Below are 17,402 nucleotides of genomic sequence, written 5' to 3'. Positions count from 1 at the left end.
CTTTTCCTCTTCATTCTTTTCTAAACATACGTGATGGAAAGTCTATAAGTTTCATTTCTGCAATATCTTATTAGTAGTTCTATTTCAGGGGGTTCTTAAAAAGAATTAGGACAATTCTCAAGAAAGGAGATCAGGTATGATACGTGTAGTCTATTATTATGTAATTTTATTTATGACCTTAATGATGACCATCGGAGGAAGTGTCTCAGCATTTATGGCAATTGCAGATATTGTTTCTCCTTCAAGCTATTATCAAACTTATAGCGAATACAAGGAGATGAAAATTGCCAATAAGACAAAATATGATGAGTCGGGCAAACCGATTTTGGAGCCGGAATTGGATGACGATGATTTGCTTGCCGAATATAACACAGTTGTCTCCCAAGAAAAAGAGCGTAACAGGGAAATGGCCTGGAATACTTTAATCAAGAGTTTTGGATGGATTATCATCCCGCTGCCTATCTTTATATTCTATCAACGGAAAGTTAGACGGAACGAATAGTATGTGCAGAGGACCATAAGAAAAACCGCTCGGTCCTTTTTAGTATAAAACAGTAGTTAGTGGTTAATAGCTGTTCCTTTCCGCAAACGGCTGCGCTTTCCACGGGACGGTGCTTGAGCCTCCTCACAACGCTTCAGGGGTCTCAATCTACCGTTACTCCCCCGCTGGAGTCTACGCCATTTGCTCCAATCCACAGCTAGAAGTTACGTTGTAGAATCGTTAATGGTTTTTCAGCAATTCAATTAAATTTCTTTTATTAAACTTAAGGTTAATGAGATCACCTTGTTGATTGGAGTGGAAGGCGCGCAGACGCCCGCGGGAGGAAGGGACAGGGGAGACCCCGCAGGCACTAGCCGAGGAGGCTCCCGGACCGCCCACAGGCAAGCGAAGCGCCTGGAACGGAAATCAACAGTAATACATGTTTCTAATTCTTTAATACAAAAACCGGGCGAAATCTGCCCGGTTTTTTTAGCTGCCTCTTATCTTTCTTTTCTGATTTTCTCCTATACCAGTTTTTTGTTTAAGGTATCGGTACAGATAAATACTCGGCAGTATTGCTACCAATAAAGCAACAAACACATAGCCCTCCATGTCTGCTGATAATAATCCGTTAGCTACGAAGCTAAGTAATAATAGGTAAATTGCATTCCCTATAAAAGTAGCTGTCAAAAAGGGGATCAACCTGATAGAACTGACGCCGCCTGTTATGTTAATTAGACTAGATGGAATAAAAGGGATCAATCGCAATAACAAAACGAAGAAAAAACCATTCTGCTCCAACTTTTCTAAATATGATCTTTTCACCTTCTTGATTAGAAGTGATTGGAACCAATAACGAAAGACAATGAAAGCGACCATTGCACCGATTATGCTGGTTGCAAGACTCCATAGATATCCGCAGACAAGTCCAAACAATGCAATATTAATCACTACAATTCCTACAATCGGAATGAGTGTAAACAGGTTTTGGATTAGCATCAATGAAAAGGTTAGTAATAATAAGAAATAAATTTCCTCTTCCAACATCAATTGAATTTGTTCGATATCACCACTTTTAAAAATGGAAAACCACTCTGTTTGAACAACCCATATTAATGAACATACTACTAGTATGAAGGTAAATATCCTCCAAATTTTTTGAGTGTGTATGGATGCTCCCTCCCCCTGCCTGGCCCCTAGTCAAATTTATCTACTGATTTCTACCATATACATGTTTATAGATGATTATGAACACTTAAGAGCAATTAAGTACCTTTGCCAAGAGTGCTTTACATAATTATAGCAATTTTATCTTGATAAAGTACTATCTTACACTCTCTATCCCAATTATTTTTCGAAATGGTCATTTTTCTGCCATAGTTGACGTATACGGGCTTAACTATCTATTCAGGTTGAAAACGCTTTACAACTTTTTTACAAATTCCCTATTGACGAAGTGTAAAAATGGGAGTAAATTAAGTATCATCATTTCATACATTTTAACCTATTGCTTAATCTTTACAGAGCGGGGGAACCATATTGATATTCAACTACCGGAATATCTTGGGGTGAATCGTACTTATGCCGAAGAGGACTCTCATCCTCTAACCCGACAGCTAACCTCGTAAGCGTATTGAGAGAAGGGTCTGACTGTTAAAAAGAGACCATTCTTTGAGTTGCAAAGATTGGTCTCTTTTTGTTTTATCTAAAAAGGAAACAGGGAGTTCTACCCAACCCCCTCACCTATTTTTCAAGAGAGAAGGAATAAACATGAAGAAGCAATTTGTTGTCATTGGACTTGGCCGTTTCGGAGGCAGCATCGTGGAAGAGTTCTCCACACTGGGAGTAGAAGTCCTCGCCATAGATAAGGACGAAGACAACATTAACAAAATATGTGAATATGCCACACATGCGGTTCAGGCCAATGCAACAGACGAAGCCACCTTAAATTCCCTAGGAATTCGGAATTTCGACCATGCAATAGTATCGATGGGGGATGACATTGAATCAAGTATCCTTACAAGTCTGTTGTTGAAGGAAATGGGAATTAAGCAGGTTTGGGTAAAAGCCACCAATAAATACCACCAAAAAGTACTGGAGAAAATTGGTGTAGACAGAATTATTCAACCCGAGCGGGATATGGCAAAACGAGTCGCTCATCATGTAGTTTCAGATAAAATTTTCGACTACATTGAACTGTCGAATAATCATAGCATTGCAGAGCTTTTCGCATCAAAAAAAGTTAGTAATAAAAGTCTCACAGATTTGGATTTAAGAGCAAATTTCGGTTGTACATTAATTGGTATACAAAGAGATGGGGATATCATTATCTCTCCTTCTGCAGATGAAATTATTCGAGAAGGAGACTTACTGATTATTTTAGGACGCAATGAAGATATCCACCGCTTTGAAGAGTTTGGTATATAAACATGTGGCATCGTACATTTATTAGACTCAATCCTCCACAACTATTGATTCTTGTCTTTGTTTTTTTCGGATTATTAGGGACTTTACTTTTGAAACTACCTGTTTCAACAACTGAAAGTATTTCACTAGTTGATGCTCTTTTTACTGCAACCTCCGCAATGACTGTAACAGGACTAGGAGTGGTAAATACAGGTACCGTTTTCACATTGTTCGGACAGATTGTCATTTTGTTCCTGATACAAGTTGGCGGGATTGGGATTATGACATTTGCCGTTCTCATTTTTATTATGCTTGGGAAAAAAATTGGTTTTCAGGAGAGGCTGTTATTACAGCAAGCACTGAATCAAACCTCAATAGGCGGAATTATTCTGCTGGTAAAGAGAATAATTATATTTTCTTTTCTAATAGAAGGGATTGCAGTATTGCTTCTATCTTATCGGTGGATTCCTGAGTACGGTTGGTGGGATGGTTTTTACTATAGCGTCTTTCATTCGATTTCGGCATTCAACAACGCCGGGTTCTCTATTTGGCCAGATAGCTTAATGCAATATGTAGGAGACCCTGTTGTAAATATAGTAATCTCCTTTTTATTCATAATAGGTGGGATAGGATTCACTGTACTTACGGATCTTTGGTACACCAAAGAATTTCGCAAGCTGACACTTCATACAAAGATAATGCTATTCGGAACTTTAGGTATCAATTTATTGGCAATGTTTATATTCTTTGTATTGGAATACTTCAATCCAGATACCATAGGAAATTTTAGTTTAATTAATAAATTATGGGCTTCCTATTTTCAGGCGGTCACCACCAGGACAGCAGGCTTCAACACCATTGATATTGGATCAATGGAAACTGCTTCGATCTTATGGATGCTTCTCTTGATGTTTGTTGGAGCAGGAAGCACTTCTACAGGAGGAGGAATAAAATTAACGACTTTCGTAATTATTATACTTGCAGTCAATACCTTTATTAAAAGTAAAAATGAAATTGTGATATTTAGACGCTCCATTCACCAGAATTATGTAATAAAAGCTCTTGCTATTTCAACTATCAGCATTTTGTTTATTTTTGGGTCTTTATCAATTTTGACGATAACAGAAGAAAAAGAATTTCTATTATTGCTATTTGAAGTTATTTCAGCTTTTGGTACGGTGGGATTATCCATGGGAATTACCGCAGATCTAACCGATATCGGTAAATGCGTCATTGTTTTTATCATGTTGTTAGGTAAACTGGGACCGTTGACCTTGGCGTACTCCTTAGCGAAACCAAAACCCGCTAAAGTCAGATATCCAAACGAAGACCTGCTTACCGGATAAAGTAAAAGCTCCCAGAACACATTGGGAGCTTTTGTTATTTAATAATATCGCTTACGGAATCCCTCTTCCAGTAAGTATTGCTTTGCTTCATTATAGGAAGGAAAAGTTCCGTCCAAGTTTTTCCCTGCATACACGTTCCACATATCATCCTCAAGTACCACTTGCAAGGAATGGCCTTCATCATTTGCCCAGCGTTCTTCTTCAAAATCTTCTGTGGTTGTCTCTACTTCATACTCTCTTCCAAGCAATTCAATGGACTTATTGATAAGCTCATGCAGTTCATCCGCACTAAACTCACGAATATTCACCATTCCTTTTTCATCTTTCTTATAGCCTTTCACTCCTTTGGCATAAACAAATCCGTTGCCATTTGGATGCAAATGAAAGACTACATTTTTTTTATCACTATTACTTTCTTCATATTGGAAGTTTACCCGTTTAAGGGATACATCTTTTCTGGTTAGTTGGGGAAAGGATTGTATTATTTCAAGTTTTTGTTCAAAAGTTAGCATATTGCCTCCATGATTATGTAATTTTCTTTTCGTTACATTATAGCATTTGCCAAGATTGAAAGGAAGGGAACGTCGTTTGAGGTATTTGGAATTAGGAGAGTTGGTTGATAAACCGAAAACTTGGTTGAAATATCACCGGGCAGCTTACCAGCCACCCGGTTTAACACCATTAAAATGTATGAGCTTTATCTTTCGCACGCGCAATAGCGTCCGATTTGATTTCTTCTGCTTTGTCAGGCATTGCTGCATGACCTTCAACAAACAATCCTTCAAAAGATGGTACACCGAAAAATTGCATAAGTACTGTTAAGTAACGATGACCCATTTCCATACCAGCAGCTGGACCTTCTGAATAGATGCCACCGCGCGCCTGGATATGGATCGCTTTTTTGTCTGTTAATAATCCAACAGGTCCCTCAGCTGTGTACTTGAACGTTTTACCTGCAACAGCAACGGAATCCAAATATGCTTTCATTACTGGAGGGAAGGAGAAGTTCCAAAGCGGAGTAACAAACACATATTTGTCCGCTCCGACAAACTGTTCCGTTAACTCGGATAAACGGCTAACTTTTCCTTTTTCTTCTTCAGAAAGCTCCTCAAACCCTTTACCTGTTTGCAATTTACCCCATCCGCTGAATACATCTGCATCAATATGCGGGATATGTTCCTTGTATAGGTCTATATGGACTATTTCATCCGATGGATTAGCCTCTTTGTAAGTATCAATAAAAGCCTTTCCTACTGCCATGCTGTAGGATAATGTGTCATCATGTGGATGTGCTGTGATGTATAAAACTTTTGACATGTTGTATCTTTCCTCTCTTTGTTTGAATTGATTTATTATAGTTTGCCACTAAAAGCCTTAACTTACCCACTGTCTTGAATTAAATTATTATTAATTCGAGATAATAATATATAATATAAATCAATTTTGCAAGTAATTTGTTTTGCCGATATAAAAAAAGACCTGTCTTTATAGCTGACAAGTCTTCAAAAAGTTCGCTTATTCTTCATTATGTAGGATATATGGATTACCGCCGATATTTTTTCTCATATCGTCAGTTAGTACAAATGACTCATTCAAAACTCCAGCCGCATTCTCTTTTAAATCAGACTGGACACTGCCATCATAATGATTTGGTTTCCCTTCCATCTATAACACCCCCTACAATAGTATGGTTAGTTTATACAACTATTGTACTATTTTATTCTGGTCATTAATAGATATTTTGGGATAGAAAGGAAAATAATCCAATATTATTAACTTTTATCATTGGACACTCTTATTTCTTCCATAAAATCTTGTACCTTTTTTTCATCTTGAAGTGTCTTATCCAAAACTTCTTGCTTCCATAAATCTTGGTTATCTGCATACTCCTTTACGTCACGTCCATATAATTTTTTAATCTGCTGTCTGGTTATTGTGTATTCTCTGTTTTCTCCATAATAATCAATATCAAATGTAACATAGTCTCCATTGTGGAAAAATGTAAAATAAACTGTTGCATTAAATGAGATGGTCCACGGTAGATTGGAAGCATGAAACACTTCTTTCTCGAAACCTGTAGCGGACGTCTCTTCTGTCACCTTATAGTGCATGCTAATCCCCATCGGCTCTTCTTTTGTTTGTAATTCCATTCCGTTCGCATAGTATTTGCCAGGTAACACTTTACCGTGATATGTTCCAAGCGCACCATTGTTGCCGATATATGCCCTTTCAGCATCTATTTGGTCATGAACCTCGATAGATTGTATATAAGAAACGTAATTCTCAAAACTTTTTTCCTCGTCCGTTACGGAGGACCTTGGAGCTTCTCCTTCGTTACCAGTGAACAAGATAAAGGAGTACAATGCTATTGCAAGCACACTGACAGTCAGCAATGCGGCCGATTTTACTTTTGGCAACCATTTTATACGCGTCGCACCGTCCTTATGATTCATGATGGCTTGATGTAACTCACCTTTTGTTTCCTCTTTTAGTTTTGGCTTGGGCAATGTTTGAAGCTTTTTATCCAATTCCTTACTCAACTACATTCCCTCCCAACTTTTTTTGCAGGTCCACTTTTGCACGGTGAAGGGTGGAGCGTACTTTATTCTCGGTCCATCCCAATGCTGCAGCGGTTTCTTGTACTGATAATTCTTTAATGCTTCTCATGAAAAGTACTTCTTGATAGGACTCCTTTAAACTCCTTATTGCAGATAGCAATTCCTTTTGTTCTTCTGAAACAAAAAATAGTTCTTCTGGGGTATCCTTTGTAGGACACTCCGGTACATTACCGCGTTCAAACTGCAACAACCACTTCCATTTATCACGTTTCTTTTTTCTGTGGGCATCAATAGCAATATTCCTTGCAATGCTATAAAGCCATGTTCTAGGTGAAGCTTCCCCCTTATAACGATCCAGGCTGTTTAGCGCACGTATAAACACTTCCTGAACTAAATCCTCTACATCATGATGTTTGGAATTCAATCGGTAAAATAGAAATTGATAAATATCATCACTATATAAATAAAACCATTCCGAAATGACTTGTTTTTTGGACATCCTCTTCCCCCGTTTATTGCAGTCTCTATATCTATAGACGAATCCTTTTTCATTTTATCGCAGTTTATACAAAAAAGAGCCGTTCCTTTTTCAAAAGGAACGGCCCGTACTTACGTGACAAATCTATTCAATAGGTTTCTTTTATAAAAAAAGGCAATCAACAATAACAACTTGGACGGCATCTTTCTTGGAAATATCTTCTTTTTGTAAAATTTATAATACCCTCTTTTTAAATCATCCCATTGAGTACATTGTTTAACCTGCTCGAAACGCACCACATCAATGAGCTTCACATTTCCATCTGGTGTAATTAGTATATTATGAAGATGGATATCTGACGGATTAAGACCCCTGCTCTTTGCTAATAAAATTGCATGATCTACTTCATCCAACACTTTTTCATCGATATCTTTTCCTAAAACCAAACATTCAAAAAGGGTAAATCCCTCTATAAAGTCGATAACAATATAGTTTTCCCCAGACGCATGCATCAAAGGGAAGGAGGGTATTCCCTTTAACTTTTCATATATTTTCGCTTCTCTTTTGGCTAAATGTTCAAAAGGAGCATAGAACACTTTAAGCACTCTGTTTGTATTTTTCACTTTAAAAACATACGCACTTCTACCAGACCCGGCTATAGTAAGTTCCTTCTCATTAAAGGATTCTACGACTACCTTTTTATGAGTTCGCTTAAAAACAACAGACTCCGCAAGTTGTTTATAAGATTTGTCCCTCTCTGCAGTTCCACTCATCCGGCATCTCCTACTCTCTTACATACATTAAGAACCTAATTCTTCCAATAGGTTCATCATTGTCGTTACTTCATTGATCAGTGTGTATAGCTCTGAATCTTGTAGCTTCTCTAGTGCCACTTCCCCGTCAACCATAGCATTTTCAATGACACCTTTTATTTGTTCATTTTTCTCTACAATCTGCTGATGGACACTTTCTGCAATTGCAGGAGCTTCTGTACCATTAAACTCCTCTATCTCAACAAGCAGTTCGTTTAATCTGGTTTCCAATTCTTCCTTAGCATTGGCGTCTGTTGCTGCTTCTTGGATCATCTGAGGTGCTTCCTCCCCAAAGTCCTGCCAAGTATTTATATGCTCTGTAGCCTCATTGACATATTCCAAGGAACTATTAACTTCATCTAAAATAGAACAACCACTTAATAAAATAGATGATAACAATGCAAATGTGATGATTGCTTTACGCATATGAACGCCTCCTATTTCTTCATTCGTTTTTTAACTTCTTTCATAACCACTGGCAGGACCTTTTTCTTAGCCAGGGTCACTCCTTTTTTCAATACTAATGCTTTGATAAATTTCTTAATCATGAATACGACCTCCTTATTTTTTTCCAAAAGAAAAAGACCTTCCACCGTAATGGCGAAAGGTCCCTGAGTATTCTACAGACCTTTGCCAGACTAATGGAACTGACAAAGGTCTCGCTAACAACGTACTGTTGCCAACAAAGCCGAGGACATGGTCCCGTAATGACGACTTTGCTGAAAAAGCTACTCCCCTTTGGAATAAGCGTAATTTTATTACCTTCATATTAGACCATTAGACTGAAAACGTCAACTTTTCATAGAGTTTGTAAATGTTGTGTAAAGTTTTTCGTTACATATTGGGACATAATAAAAAGTGTGATATATTAATATCGAAAACCGATATCGGGTTTCGTAAACTCGATACAACATCCATCTTATCACAAAGGAGGACGTCATTTGGAAGAAAGAGTACTTAGAAAATTGTTTCTCGGTTTCATTCAGATTCACATTCTCCATCATGCAAAAGAACATCCCGTTTATGGTGCATGGATGTTAGAAGAATTACGGGAACATGGTTACTCTATAAGCGCAGGAACGTTGTATCCTATCTTGCATTCGATGGAAAAAGACGGTCTATTGCATAGGGAGGACCTAAAGGTTGAGGGTAAGATAAGAAAGAATTATACCACTACAGAAAAAGGCAACCTCATTTTAAAAGAAGCAAGAAACAAAGCATATGAACTTTTTAAAGAAATTAAAGAAGGTGATCAACATGAAGAAAACTAACAAATTAAAATCATTGCTAGAAATTTTAATAGTGTCAACTAGACTTGGCCTTACTTCTTTCGGGGGACCTGTAGCCCATCTCGGTTATTTCCATACGGAGTATGTTCGCCGTAGAAAATGGATGGACGAAAAAAGCTACGCTGACCTGGTAGCACTATGTCAGTTCTTACCGGGACCTGCGAGCAGTCAGGTCGGAATAGGTATTGGCGTGATGCGTGCTGGGGTACTCGGAGGTATTGTTTCCTTCTTAGGATTTACGCTTCCTTCCGTAATAGCATTGATCATATTCGCTATTATCCTGCAAGGGTTTGATGTAGGCAGCGCCGGATGGATTCATGGGCTGAAGATTGTCGCAGTCGCTGTTGTTGCGCATGCCATAATAGGAATGGCGAACAACCTTACTCCAGATTTGAAAAGAAAAGCGATAGCCTTATTTGCACTAGTTGTTACGTTATTGTGGCAAACTGCATTCTCTCAAGTAGGAGTTATTATCATTGCCGCTATCATTGGTTTTATTATATTTAGACAAAATGTCGCACAAGATGACTCCCGCATGGATTTCCCTATTTCTAAGCGCTTAGCAATTATCTGTTTATCACTATTTTTCGGATTACTAATTTTGTTACCAATTTTAAGGGAAGCAACCTCGTTGAACTGGGTCGCAATGTTTGATAGCTTTTATCGTTCTGGTTCCTTAGTATTCGGTGGAGGGCATGTGGTTCTTCCATTACTTGAACGCGAATTTGTGCCAACAGGCTGGATCAGTGAAGAAGCGTTTCTTGCGGGTTACGGTGCTGCGCAAGCAGTCCCAGGTCCATTGTTCACATTTGCCGCTTATATCGGTGCTGTGATTGACGGGTGGAAAGGCGGTTTGTTAGCTACATTCGCTATTTTCCTTCCTGCCTTCTTATTAATTCTTGGAACTTTACCGTTTTGGGATTCTTTACGTCGCAATTCAAAGGTGAAAGCCGGGTTAATGGGTGTGAATGCTGCCGTTGTTGGGATTTTGATTTCCGCATTTTATTTCCCAATTTGGACCAGCTCCATTTTAGCACCAATTGATTTTGCTTTTGCTGCTATTTTGTTCAGCATGCTTGTCTACTGGAAGCTTCCGCCTTGGATGATTGTATTAACAGGTGCCATTGGTGGAACGTTGATGGGATTGTTTCTATAATTAATGAGATATGAGTGGCATTGAGTTTCTCCTATGAGGGCAATGTTTGGTGGTATTCACCTTCTACGGGCGTCTTTGCTCTCCTATGAGGACAATGTTCACTGGTTTTCCCTTCCTAAGGGCGTCATTGCTCCACTATGAGGACAATGTTTCATGCTATTCACTTCCTATGGGATTCATACACTATTACTACCCAAACAAACAACCGACCTCTCACTCGAGAAGTCGGTTGTTTGTTTATCCCTTACTTTCGGTATAAAAATACAAGAACCAAACTGCATGATTCTGCTCATCTGCAGCAGCCCTCTTGAAGACTCTCCTAATATACGGGTTTTGCGTAGAATCGGCGATATCCAAATAATAATCCACTGTTTCCTGTTCATCCTTCAACGATGCAACCAAACCTTCTTGATAATTATCTGGACACTCTTCCGATATCTCTGGAGTGGCAGGTTTCCCAGTCAATGATTGATATATTTGGCTGAACGTATTATAGTGCTTGATTTCGTCTTCTCTTATTTCCGATATCCTTTTCTGCGTTTCCTCATCTGGTGCCATTTTGGCCAGTTTTTCATAACAGGCAATGGCACTGTATTCTCCATTAATGGCCTTTGAGATATTCTCTATTAAAGTTTCATCCTGTGGTGCCCTTGTATAGTATGTATAATAATAACCATTCATCATATCCCTCCTCTTTACCTCAACAATTACTTATACTCTATGATGCAAAGTTTTTAATCATACCTGTTAAACTAATCATGGATGGCAAGGTGATCACAAAGAATCTGGAGGAACACAACCTATCCATGGATTGGTTGGAAGGTGAGGTAAAGAAACACAATACCAAATGGGATAATGTATTTTATGCCGTACTTTCTTCGAATGGTTCCCTATATTTTGACATATATAATGATCAAATCCCCTCTCGTGTAGACAAAGAGTGAACTACTTTTTTTGAGTCATTAACATATGATGATACTAAGCACTTCTTGTAATGGTTGAAGGGGGATATTAATGAAGGAGAATATCTTAGTGTGTGTAAGCAATCCAAAGCATGCGGAAAAGCTGCTCCAGCGGGGGAAGATGATTGCTGATACTTTTGGGGGCGATTGTTTCGTCTTGTTTGTCTATTCCGTACCATATGATGACTTGGATTTGAATCAGATCCGAACAAAGCAATTCTTGAAAAGCATTGCAACAAAATATAATGTACCGATGCTGATTGAATATTCCAAAGGGAAGAAAATCTCAGCAGTCATTGCAGAAACATCCATGAAGCACGGGATTACCCAGATCATACTTGGTCAACCAGTTCAGAGCAAGTTAGAAATGATTGTCAAGCATGCCTTAATCAATGAAATTTTCACAAGGATTAAGGGCGTTGATATCCATGTGGTGGAAGTGGGACGTGAGAATATTCCTCAACTTGAAGCATATGACCGCGGATTACATGCCCACTTGATACAAAAAAATAATAGCTATGAACTAGCTTTCGATACTCCTTGTGAGAATGCCATCAAGGGGTTTTTCTTCAAACAATCATCCACAGATTTTCTTAATGGTTTTTTTGTTATCCACCAAGGTGAAGAACATAAAGTATTAAAAGTAAAGGATGGAGTGGTGGAGTTTGAAGCGCTCTCCTCTTAGAAAAACACCCAGTTCAGGAACTTCACATGTCCTGAACTGGGTGTTTTCCTTTAATAGCATCCGCCACCATCCATCCACTTAAGCTACTCCCTAACGAACCTGCTCCCGGAAAAACCGTATCCCCACAAAACCAGAGACCTTCTACCCCAGAGTTTGGAGAGTAACTTTTAAGTAAACTATACTTCCCCGTAGGTATATAACCTCCCACCTTTCCATTTTCACGTTGGGTATAACGCTTAAAAGTCACGGGGGTTCCTGTCATCTTCATATTAATACTGGATGAGAAACTCGGAAACCTCTTATCAATAGATTCAATGATTCTCCCCATGTATTCTTCTTTTCTACGTTCATACGTTTCCCTCTCCCACCAATTGTCGACTTTGGTATGGGTAGAAATAGTAATGGATGTTTTTCCCGTTGGAGCGAACTTCGTATCCCCTTCTTGTGACATGGAAAATAAGAACTGATTTCCTTCTGACAAAGGAAACTCATAAGAAGAAATAAATTGATGAAATGGAATGGAATTAGATTCTGGCATCATAAACGAAGAATCTGCCCCAATGTAAAGGGTAAAGGCACCCCAAGCATCCTTTTTCTTTTCTTGTTGTTCTTCAATAGAAAGGCTATGGTGCAATTCAGGCTCCAGCAAAGAAAAAATATTATGAATAGGGGCATTCATAATCACTTTCTTCGTCCTGAATACCTCCCCACGTTTCGTCATAACCGTCCAGACATCCCCCTGTTTAGCTATGCTGACAACCTTATGGCGCAGACGCAGCTCACCACCTGACGCATGATAGTTTTCCGCCAATGCATGAATGATAGATGCCAAGCCTCCTTCCACGTAGAAAGCTCCATTATGAAAAATACTTAATGCCATATATCCCAACAAGGAAGGACAATATGATGCGGTTGTCTGAACACTGTCCATCAGCTGCCCATTAACAAATGCCATAAACGGTTCATTGTTCGTCAGACCGAATTTAGCTAGTCGGTCTTGTACAGATTGAGTCAGGTAAGGTGTCAATCCTAGAAGGTTCACATCCACACTTTTTAATAGGGCAAAAAACTCTGATGCTGTGGAAGGCGGAAAAATAGCGCGTCTTTCTACAAATTTCTGCAGCACCCTAGATACCTTAAAGACTTCCTCAAAAAATGCAATGATACGGTCTTGATTTCTATCAAATTTATTTGCTATTTCCTTATACCATCTTTCTTTTTCAGAGAAATAAGTAACTGTTCGGTCAGGAAGATACACATTCATGATTTCATCTAGTTTTTTCATTGGTGGAAGTGGCGAATTCAGCTCTTCAAAAAGTCTTTTTAACATCCCCCCTTCTTCAAAACCCATGCCAACTGTCGCTCCTGCACTGAACCGGTATCCGTCACGGTCGAATTTGCTTGAACAACCTCCAAGCTCACTTGCAGCTTCAAGCGTTAAAACATCATAACCGGCTTTCGCAAGAAGTGCTGCTGCAGTAATTCCACCAAATCCGGTTCCGATAACGATTGCGTCTTTAAGCATGTTTTTTCCTTCTTTCTTTTATGTTTTGATACCTATTATATAGAATGGTTGTAAGGTTTCTAACGATCGATGTGTTGGAAAGTTTATATAAAAAAAGCGATGAGATAACCCATCGCTTTTTAATAAAATCAAACAGTAATCCTTTTCTTCAACACCCCGACCATTACTGCTGTTACAGCAGCTCCAATCAAGATAGCCAACACATACATGAAAATACCGCCTGTCACAATCGGAATGACAAAGATTCCACCATGAGGCGCAGGGAGCCCGATTCCAAATAACATGGCAAGCGCACCAGCAACTGCTGAACCTACGACAACAGAAGGGATGACGCGTAAAGGATCTGCAGCCGCAAACGGGATGGCACCTTCTGTGATAAAGGAAGCACCCATGATATAACATGTTTTTCCTGCTTCTCTCTCTTGCTTGTTAAATTTATTTTTAAAGATGGTTGTAGCCATTGCCAATCCAAGTGGTGGCACCATACCTGCTGCCATGATCGCTGCATGCGGTGCGTAGTTTCCTGCATCAATCATCGCAATACCGAATGTGAAGGCCGCTTTGTTGATAGGACCTCCCATATCAATGGCCATCATCGCACCTAAAATAATTCCTAATACAACCAAGTTCCCAGAGCCTAAGCCACCCAGCCAAGACGTCAATCCTTGATTAAACGCTTTCAAAGGAGTCACCAACTGTAACATGATCATACCTGTTAGAAAGATACCGAATAGTGGGTATAGTAGAACCGGCTTAATCCCTTCAAGAGATGCAGGCAACCCACTGAAAACTTTCTTTAAACCTAGGACGAGATAACCTGCAAGGAAACCCGCAATCAGACCTCCCAAGAAACCAGCTTCACCCGTATAAGCAATCAATCCACCGACCATTCCTGCAGCAAAACCAGGACGGTCCGCAATACTCATTGCAATGAATCCGGCAAGCACAGGAATCATCAAATAAAACGCATTGCCTCCACCTATTGTGTTAAGTGCCTCTGCAAACCAATGGTAACTTGGGTCATTAGGATCTGAAGCATTGATTCCGAACATAAAGGATATCGCAATAAGGATACCGCCTCCTACAACAAACGGTAGCATATTGGAAACACCGCTCATCAGGTGCTTATAGAAACCAGATCGTCCCTTTTTCCCTTCTGAACTTGAGCTGCCTGATCCCTTGTATGTTTCACCTTCTCCACGGCCTGCCTTCGATAAAAGTTCCTCAGGCTTGCGGATCGCTTGAGCCACAGGCACCTGAATGATTTTTTTGCCATTAAACCGTTCCATTTCTACTTGCTTATCGGCAGCGACGATAATTCCGGACGCATTGTCAATCTCTTCTTGGGTCAATTGATTTTTCACTCCACTTGAACCATTCGTTTCCACTTTTAATTCTAATCCCAGTTCCTTTGCCTTTTGCTTTAACGCATCTGCCGCCATGTAAGTGTGGGCGATTCCTGTCGGACATGCCGTCACTGCAAGAATCAACCCCTTGTCAGCAGAAGAAGAGGTTGATTCTCCTTTTTCCTCTTCATACAATTCTTTTTCCTTGTTATCTACCAAACTGAGAACTTCCTCCTTAGACGATGCTACTAATAAAGCATTGCGGAATTCCATATCCATCAGCATGGAAGACAACCGAGATAAGGTTTCTAAGTGTTCATTGTTGGCCCCTTCACTTGCTGCAATCATAAAAAACAGCTGACTTGGCTGACCGTCCAATGACTCGTAATCAACTCCATCTTTAGACACACCAAAAGCAATCGCCGGAGTCTTCACCGCATTCGTTTTCGCATGTGGAATGGCTATTCCCTCGCCGATTCCTGTCGTACTCTGTGCCTCCCTGGCAAGGATTGCTTCTTCATACTTCCGTTTGTCCGCTAACTTTCCGGCAAGATCCAATGAGTCAATCAATTCCTTAATAACATCAGATTTTTTGCTTGATCTTAATTGTAGAGTAACTGTTTCTTTTGTCAGTAAATCTGTTATTTTCATGGCCTTTTCCCCCTTTATAATTTCTCTATTTTCACTAGATTTAGTAGTCTGTTTACATCTGTTTTTTGACAAAGGTCATAAGAAAATGCCGTGGCACTTCCGGAAGCTATTCCGTAGCGCAACGCTTCTTCACTGTTCCTTGAATTTACATATCCCGCTAGGAAACCAGCAACAAGAGAGTCCCCTGCGCCTACGGAATTTTTCACTTCTCCATGTGGCGCTTTTGCGGAGTAAACACCAGATCCTGTGTAAAGAATCGCGCCTTCTCCAGCCATGGATACAACCACATTCTCAACACCCATCTCATGAATCTTACTGGCATAGTGAATGACATCACCCTGTGATTGAATGGTGACACCAAACAAGTCACCAAGTTCATGGTGGTTTGGTTTAATGAAAAAGGGTTTGTATGAAAGGAGTGATTTTAATGTTTGCCCTCCAGTATCCAGTACTACTTTTGCTTCATGCTGCTGACACTTTTGAATGAGCGTTTCATAAATGTTTGATGGCACTGTGCCCGGGATGCTCCCTGCCAGCACCACGATATCTTCACCTGTAAGCTGACTCAGCTGTTGAAGTAATCGCCTTACCGCATCTTCATCTACTAGCGGCCCAGTGCCATTGATTTCGGTTTCCTTCTCCGCTTTCAGCTTTACATTGATACGGGAATGGCCTTCAACTTCTAGAAGCCTAACCGCCACCTGTTCCTCTATCAACTTCTCTTTTATAAAATTACCGGTAAATCCTGCCGCATAGCCCAGTGCCATCGTATCCGCACCAAGTCTTTTTAACACTCTGGAAACATTGATTCCTTTTCCTCCAGGGTAGTAATTTATTTTGGAGGCTCTATTTATGGTACCTTCTTTAAACCCTTCCACCTCTATTACATAATCAATGGAAGGATTTAAGGTTATAGTATATATCATGCGTTCACACCTCTATCACAGAAGTTATATCTTTGAAGGTTTCTGCAAGTCCCTCGTTGCATTGATTGGTTATGAGCGTTCCTGATTGAAGTGGCGCAATTTTTGCAAAAGCAACTTCATTGACTTTAGATGAATCCGCAAGAATGAATGTTTCATTAGCAAGCTTCATTGCCATCATTTTTATACTAGCCTCTTCAGGATCGGGAGTTGTATAACCAGCTTTTAGATGGACCCCGTTTGCCCCAATGAATGCCTTATCAAAATTGTACTCTAACAAGGACTGACTAGCCTTGCTTCCAATAATTGCCCCAGTTTTATTTTTCATGAAGCCTCCCACAATATAGGTGGTCAGTCCCTTTTCCATTAATGACTGGATATGGGCAAATCCATTAGTAACAACCGTTATTTGCTTGTTTTCAAGATAAGGTATCATTTGAAATGTAGTAGTACCTGCATCGAGAAAGATACAATCTCCATCATTGACAAGATTAGCTGCCTTTTTTGCCACCTTCTTCTTTTCAAACAAGTTAATGGAAGCCTTCTCCAATATGCTTGGTTCTTCCCCCTTTTGATGTATTCTCGCAGCGCCTCCGTGCACTCTTTTCAATTTATTTCGTTCTTCTAGCTGACTGAGATCCCGGCGGATGGTTGATTCTGATGCCCCTGTTACATCGACAAAATCCTGAAGTTTCACTACTTCATGCTTTTGTACTAATTCAAGTATTATTTGCTGTCGTTCTGGTGTTAACATGGAAGTCACCTTTCCTTTGATCGTTTGTAT

Annotated in this window: 20 protein-coding genes and 1 riboswitch; of the genes, 7 read left to right on the top strand and 13 right to left on the bottom strand. The window is 39.6% G+C overall.

Going from position 1 to position 17,402, the window contains the following annotated elements; all coding sequences use genetic code 11:
* Window positions 1–136 precede the first annotated feature (136 nt).
* Window positions 137–502, top strand: coding sequence for a hypothetical protein (locus LG307_RS05920; protein WP_404448962.1), 366 nt, complete (start codon window positions 137–139; stop codon window positions 500–502).
* 468 nt (window positions 503–970) lie between these two features.
* On the opposite strand, the gene LG307_RS05915 is transcribed toward LG307_RS05920, so the two are convergent.
* Window positions 971–1,528: a TVP38/TMEM64 family protein gene (locus LG307_RS05915; protein WP_404448961.1), complete on the bottom strand. Its 558-nt coding sequence runs from the start codon at window positions 1,526–1,528 to the stop codon at window positions 971–973.
* Between the two features lie 451 nt (window positions 1,529–1,979).
* A riboswitch (cyclic di-AMP (ydaO/yuaA leader) is annotated at window positions 1,980–2,126 on the top strand.
* A 125-nt stretch (window positions 2,127–2,251) separates the two neighbouring features.
* On the opposite strand from LG307_RS05915, the gene LG307_RS05910 reads away from it, so the two are divergent.
* Entirely contained in the window at window positions 2,252–2,908 is a 657-nt protein-coding gene (locus tag LG307_RS05910; RefSeq protein WP_404448960.1) for a potassium channel family protein, read from the top strand.
* A gap of 2 nt (window positions 2,909–2,910) precedes the next feature.
* Window positions 2,911–4,233 carry a TrkH family potassium uptake protein gene (locus LG307_RS05905; protein ID WP_404448958.1) on the top strand — a complete coding sequence of 441 codons (1,323 nt, stop codon included), beginning with the start codon at window positions 2,911–2,913 and terminating at the stop codon, window positions 4,231–4,233.
* 38 nt (window positions 4,234–4,271) lie between these two features.
* Here the strand turns inward: LG307_RS05905 and LG307_RS05900 are convergent, their stop codons facing one another.
* From LG307_RS05900 to LG307_RS05870, 7 genes are all read right to left on the bottom strand, one after another.
* A complete protein-coding gene (locus LG307_RS05900) occupies window positions 4,272–4,745 on the bottom strand; it encodes a hypothetical protein (RefSeq protein WP_404448957.1) in 474 nt (157 codons plus the stop codon).
* Window positions 4,746–4,914: 169 nt separating this feature from the next.
* Entirely contained in the window at window positions 4,915–5,550 is a 636-nt protein-coding gene (locus LG307_RS05895) for an FMN-dependent NADH-azoreductase (protein ID WP_404448955.1), read from the bottom strand.
* A gap of 198 nt (window positions 5,551–5,748) precedes the next feature.
* Complete coding sequence (locus tag LG307_RS05890; protein ID WP_404448954.1) at window positions 5,749–5,898, bottom strand: hypothetical protein; 150 nt, start codon at window positions 5,896–5,898, stop codon at window positions 5,749–5,751.
* A gap of 107 nt (window positions 5,899–6,005) precedes the next feature.
* Window positions 6,006–6,773 (bottom strand): DUF4825 domain-containing protein, encoded by a 768-nt coding sequence (locus LG307_RS05885; protein ID WP_404448952.1) that lies wholly within the window; start codon window positions 6,771–6,773, stop codon window positions 6,006–6,008.
* Window positions 6,766–7,290: an RNA polymerase sigma factor gene (locus tag LG307_RS05880; RefSeq protein WP_404448950.1), complete on the bottom strand. Its 525-nt coding sequence runs from the start codon at window positions 7,288–7,290 to the stop codon at window positions 6,766–6,768. Before LG307_RS05880 ends, LG307_RS05885 begins: the two co-directional genes overlap by 8 nt.
* 110 nt (window positions 7,291–7,400) lie before the next feature.
* Window positions 7,401–8,042: a protein kinase family protein gene (locus tag LG307_RS05875; protein WP_404448949.1), complete on the bottom strand. Its 642-nt coding sequence runs from the start codon at window positions 8,040–8,042 to the stop codon at window positions 7,401–7,403.
* Window positions 8,043–8,069: 27 nt separating this feature from the next.
* Entirely contained in the window at window positions 8,070–8,507 is a 438-nt protein-coding gene (locus LG307_RS05870) for a DUF6376 family protein (RefSeq protein WP_404448947.1), read from the bottom strand.
* 515 nt (window positions 8,508–9,022) lie between these two features.
* Here LG307_RS05870 and LG307_RS05865 point away from each other — a divergent pair.
* Together LG307_RS05865 and chrA are read left to right on the top strand one after the other, a co-directional pair.
* On the top strand, window positions 9,023–9,352 hold the full coding sequence (locus LG307_RS05865) for a PadR family transcriptional regulator (RefSeq protein ID WP_404448945.1): 330 nt from the start codon (window positions 9,023–9,025) through the stop codon (window positions 9,350–9,352).
* Window positions 9,339–10,526, top strand: a complete 1,188-nt coding sequence (gene chrA / locus LG307_RS05860) for a chromate efflux transporter (protein ID WP_404448943.1) — start codon at window positions 9,339–9,341, stop codon at window positions 10,524–10,526. Before LG307_RS05865 ends, chrA begins: the two co-directional genes overlap by 14 nt.
* 237 nt (window positions 10,527–10,763) lie before the next feature.
* On the opposite strand, the gene LG307_RS05855 is transcribed toward chrA, so the two are convergent.
* The gene (locus LG307_RS05855) at window positions 10,764–11,210 is read right to left on the bottom strand and encodes a ferritin family protein (protein ID WP_404448941.1); all 447 of its coding nucleotides are present in this window, start codon (window positions 11,208–11,210) and stop codon (window positions 10,764–10,766) included.
* Here LG307_RS05855 and LG307_RS05850 point away from each other — a divergent pair.
* Both LG307_RS05850 and LG307_RS05845 read left to right on the top strand, forming a co-directional pair.
* The gene (locus tag LG307_RS05850; protein ID WP_404448939.1) at window positions 11,186–11,470 is read left to right on the top strand and encodes a YetF domain-containing protein; all 285 of its coding nucleotides are present in this window, start codon (window positions 11,186–11,188) and stop codon (window positions 11,468–11,470) included. The two genes, LG307_RS05855 and LG307_RS05850, sit on opposite strands and share 25 nt — an antisense overlap.
* Before the next feature lie 70 nt (window positions 11,471–11,540).
* A complete protein-coding gene (locus tag LG307_RS05845) occupies window positions 11,541–12,173 on the top strand; it encodes a histidine kinase (protein WP_404448937.1) in 633 nt (210 codons plus the stop codon).
* Window positions 12,174–12,195: 22 nt separating this feature from the next.
* Here the strand turns inward: LG307_RS05845 and LG307_RS05840 are convergent, their stop codons facing one another.
* The 4 genes from LG307_RS05840 to LG307_RS05825 form a co-directional block, all read right to left on the bottom strand.
* Window positions 12,196–13,698, bottom strand: coding sequence for a phytoene desaturase family protein (locus LG307_RS05840; protein ID WP_404448935.1), 1,503 nt, complete (start codon window positions 13,696–13,698; stop codon window positions 12,196–12,198).
* Window positions 13,699–13,826: 128 nt separating this feature from the next.
* Window positions 13,827–15,695: a fructose-specific PTS transporter subunit EIIC gene (locus tag LG307_RS05835; RefSeq protein ID WP_404448932.1), complete on the bottom strand. Its 1,869-nt coding sequence runs from the start codon at window positions 15,693–15,695 to the stop codon at window positions 13,827–13,829.
* Window positions 15,696–15,709: 14 nt separating this feature from the next.
* Window positions 15,710–16,621, bottom strand: a complete 912-nt coding sequence (gene pfkB, locus LG307_RS05830) for a 1-phosphofructokinase (protein WP_404448931.1) — start codon at window positions 16,619–16,621, stop codon at window positions 15,710–15,712.
* 4 nt (window positions 16,622–16,625) lie between these two features.
* Entirely contained in the window at window positions 16,626–17,372 is a 747-nt protein-coding gene (locus tag LG307_RS05825; protein WP_404448929.1) for a DeoR/GlpR family DNA-binding transcription regulator, read from the bottom strand.
* Between the last annotated feature and the right edge of the window lie 30 nt (window positions 17,373–17,402).

Source organism: Sutcliffiella horikoshii, assembly GCF_044809035.1.
GTDB lineage: Bacteria > Bacillota > Bacilli > Bacillales > Bacillaceae_I > Sutcliffiella_A > Sutcliffiella_A horikoshii_G.
The sequence above is the reverse complement of the archived record's forward strand: the minus strand, read 5'-3'. Positions and strand labels throughout refer to the sequence as shown.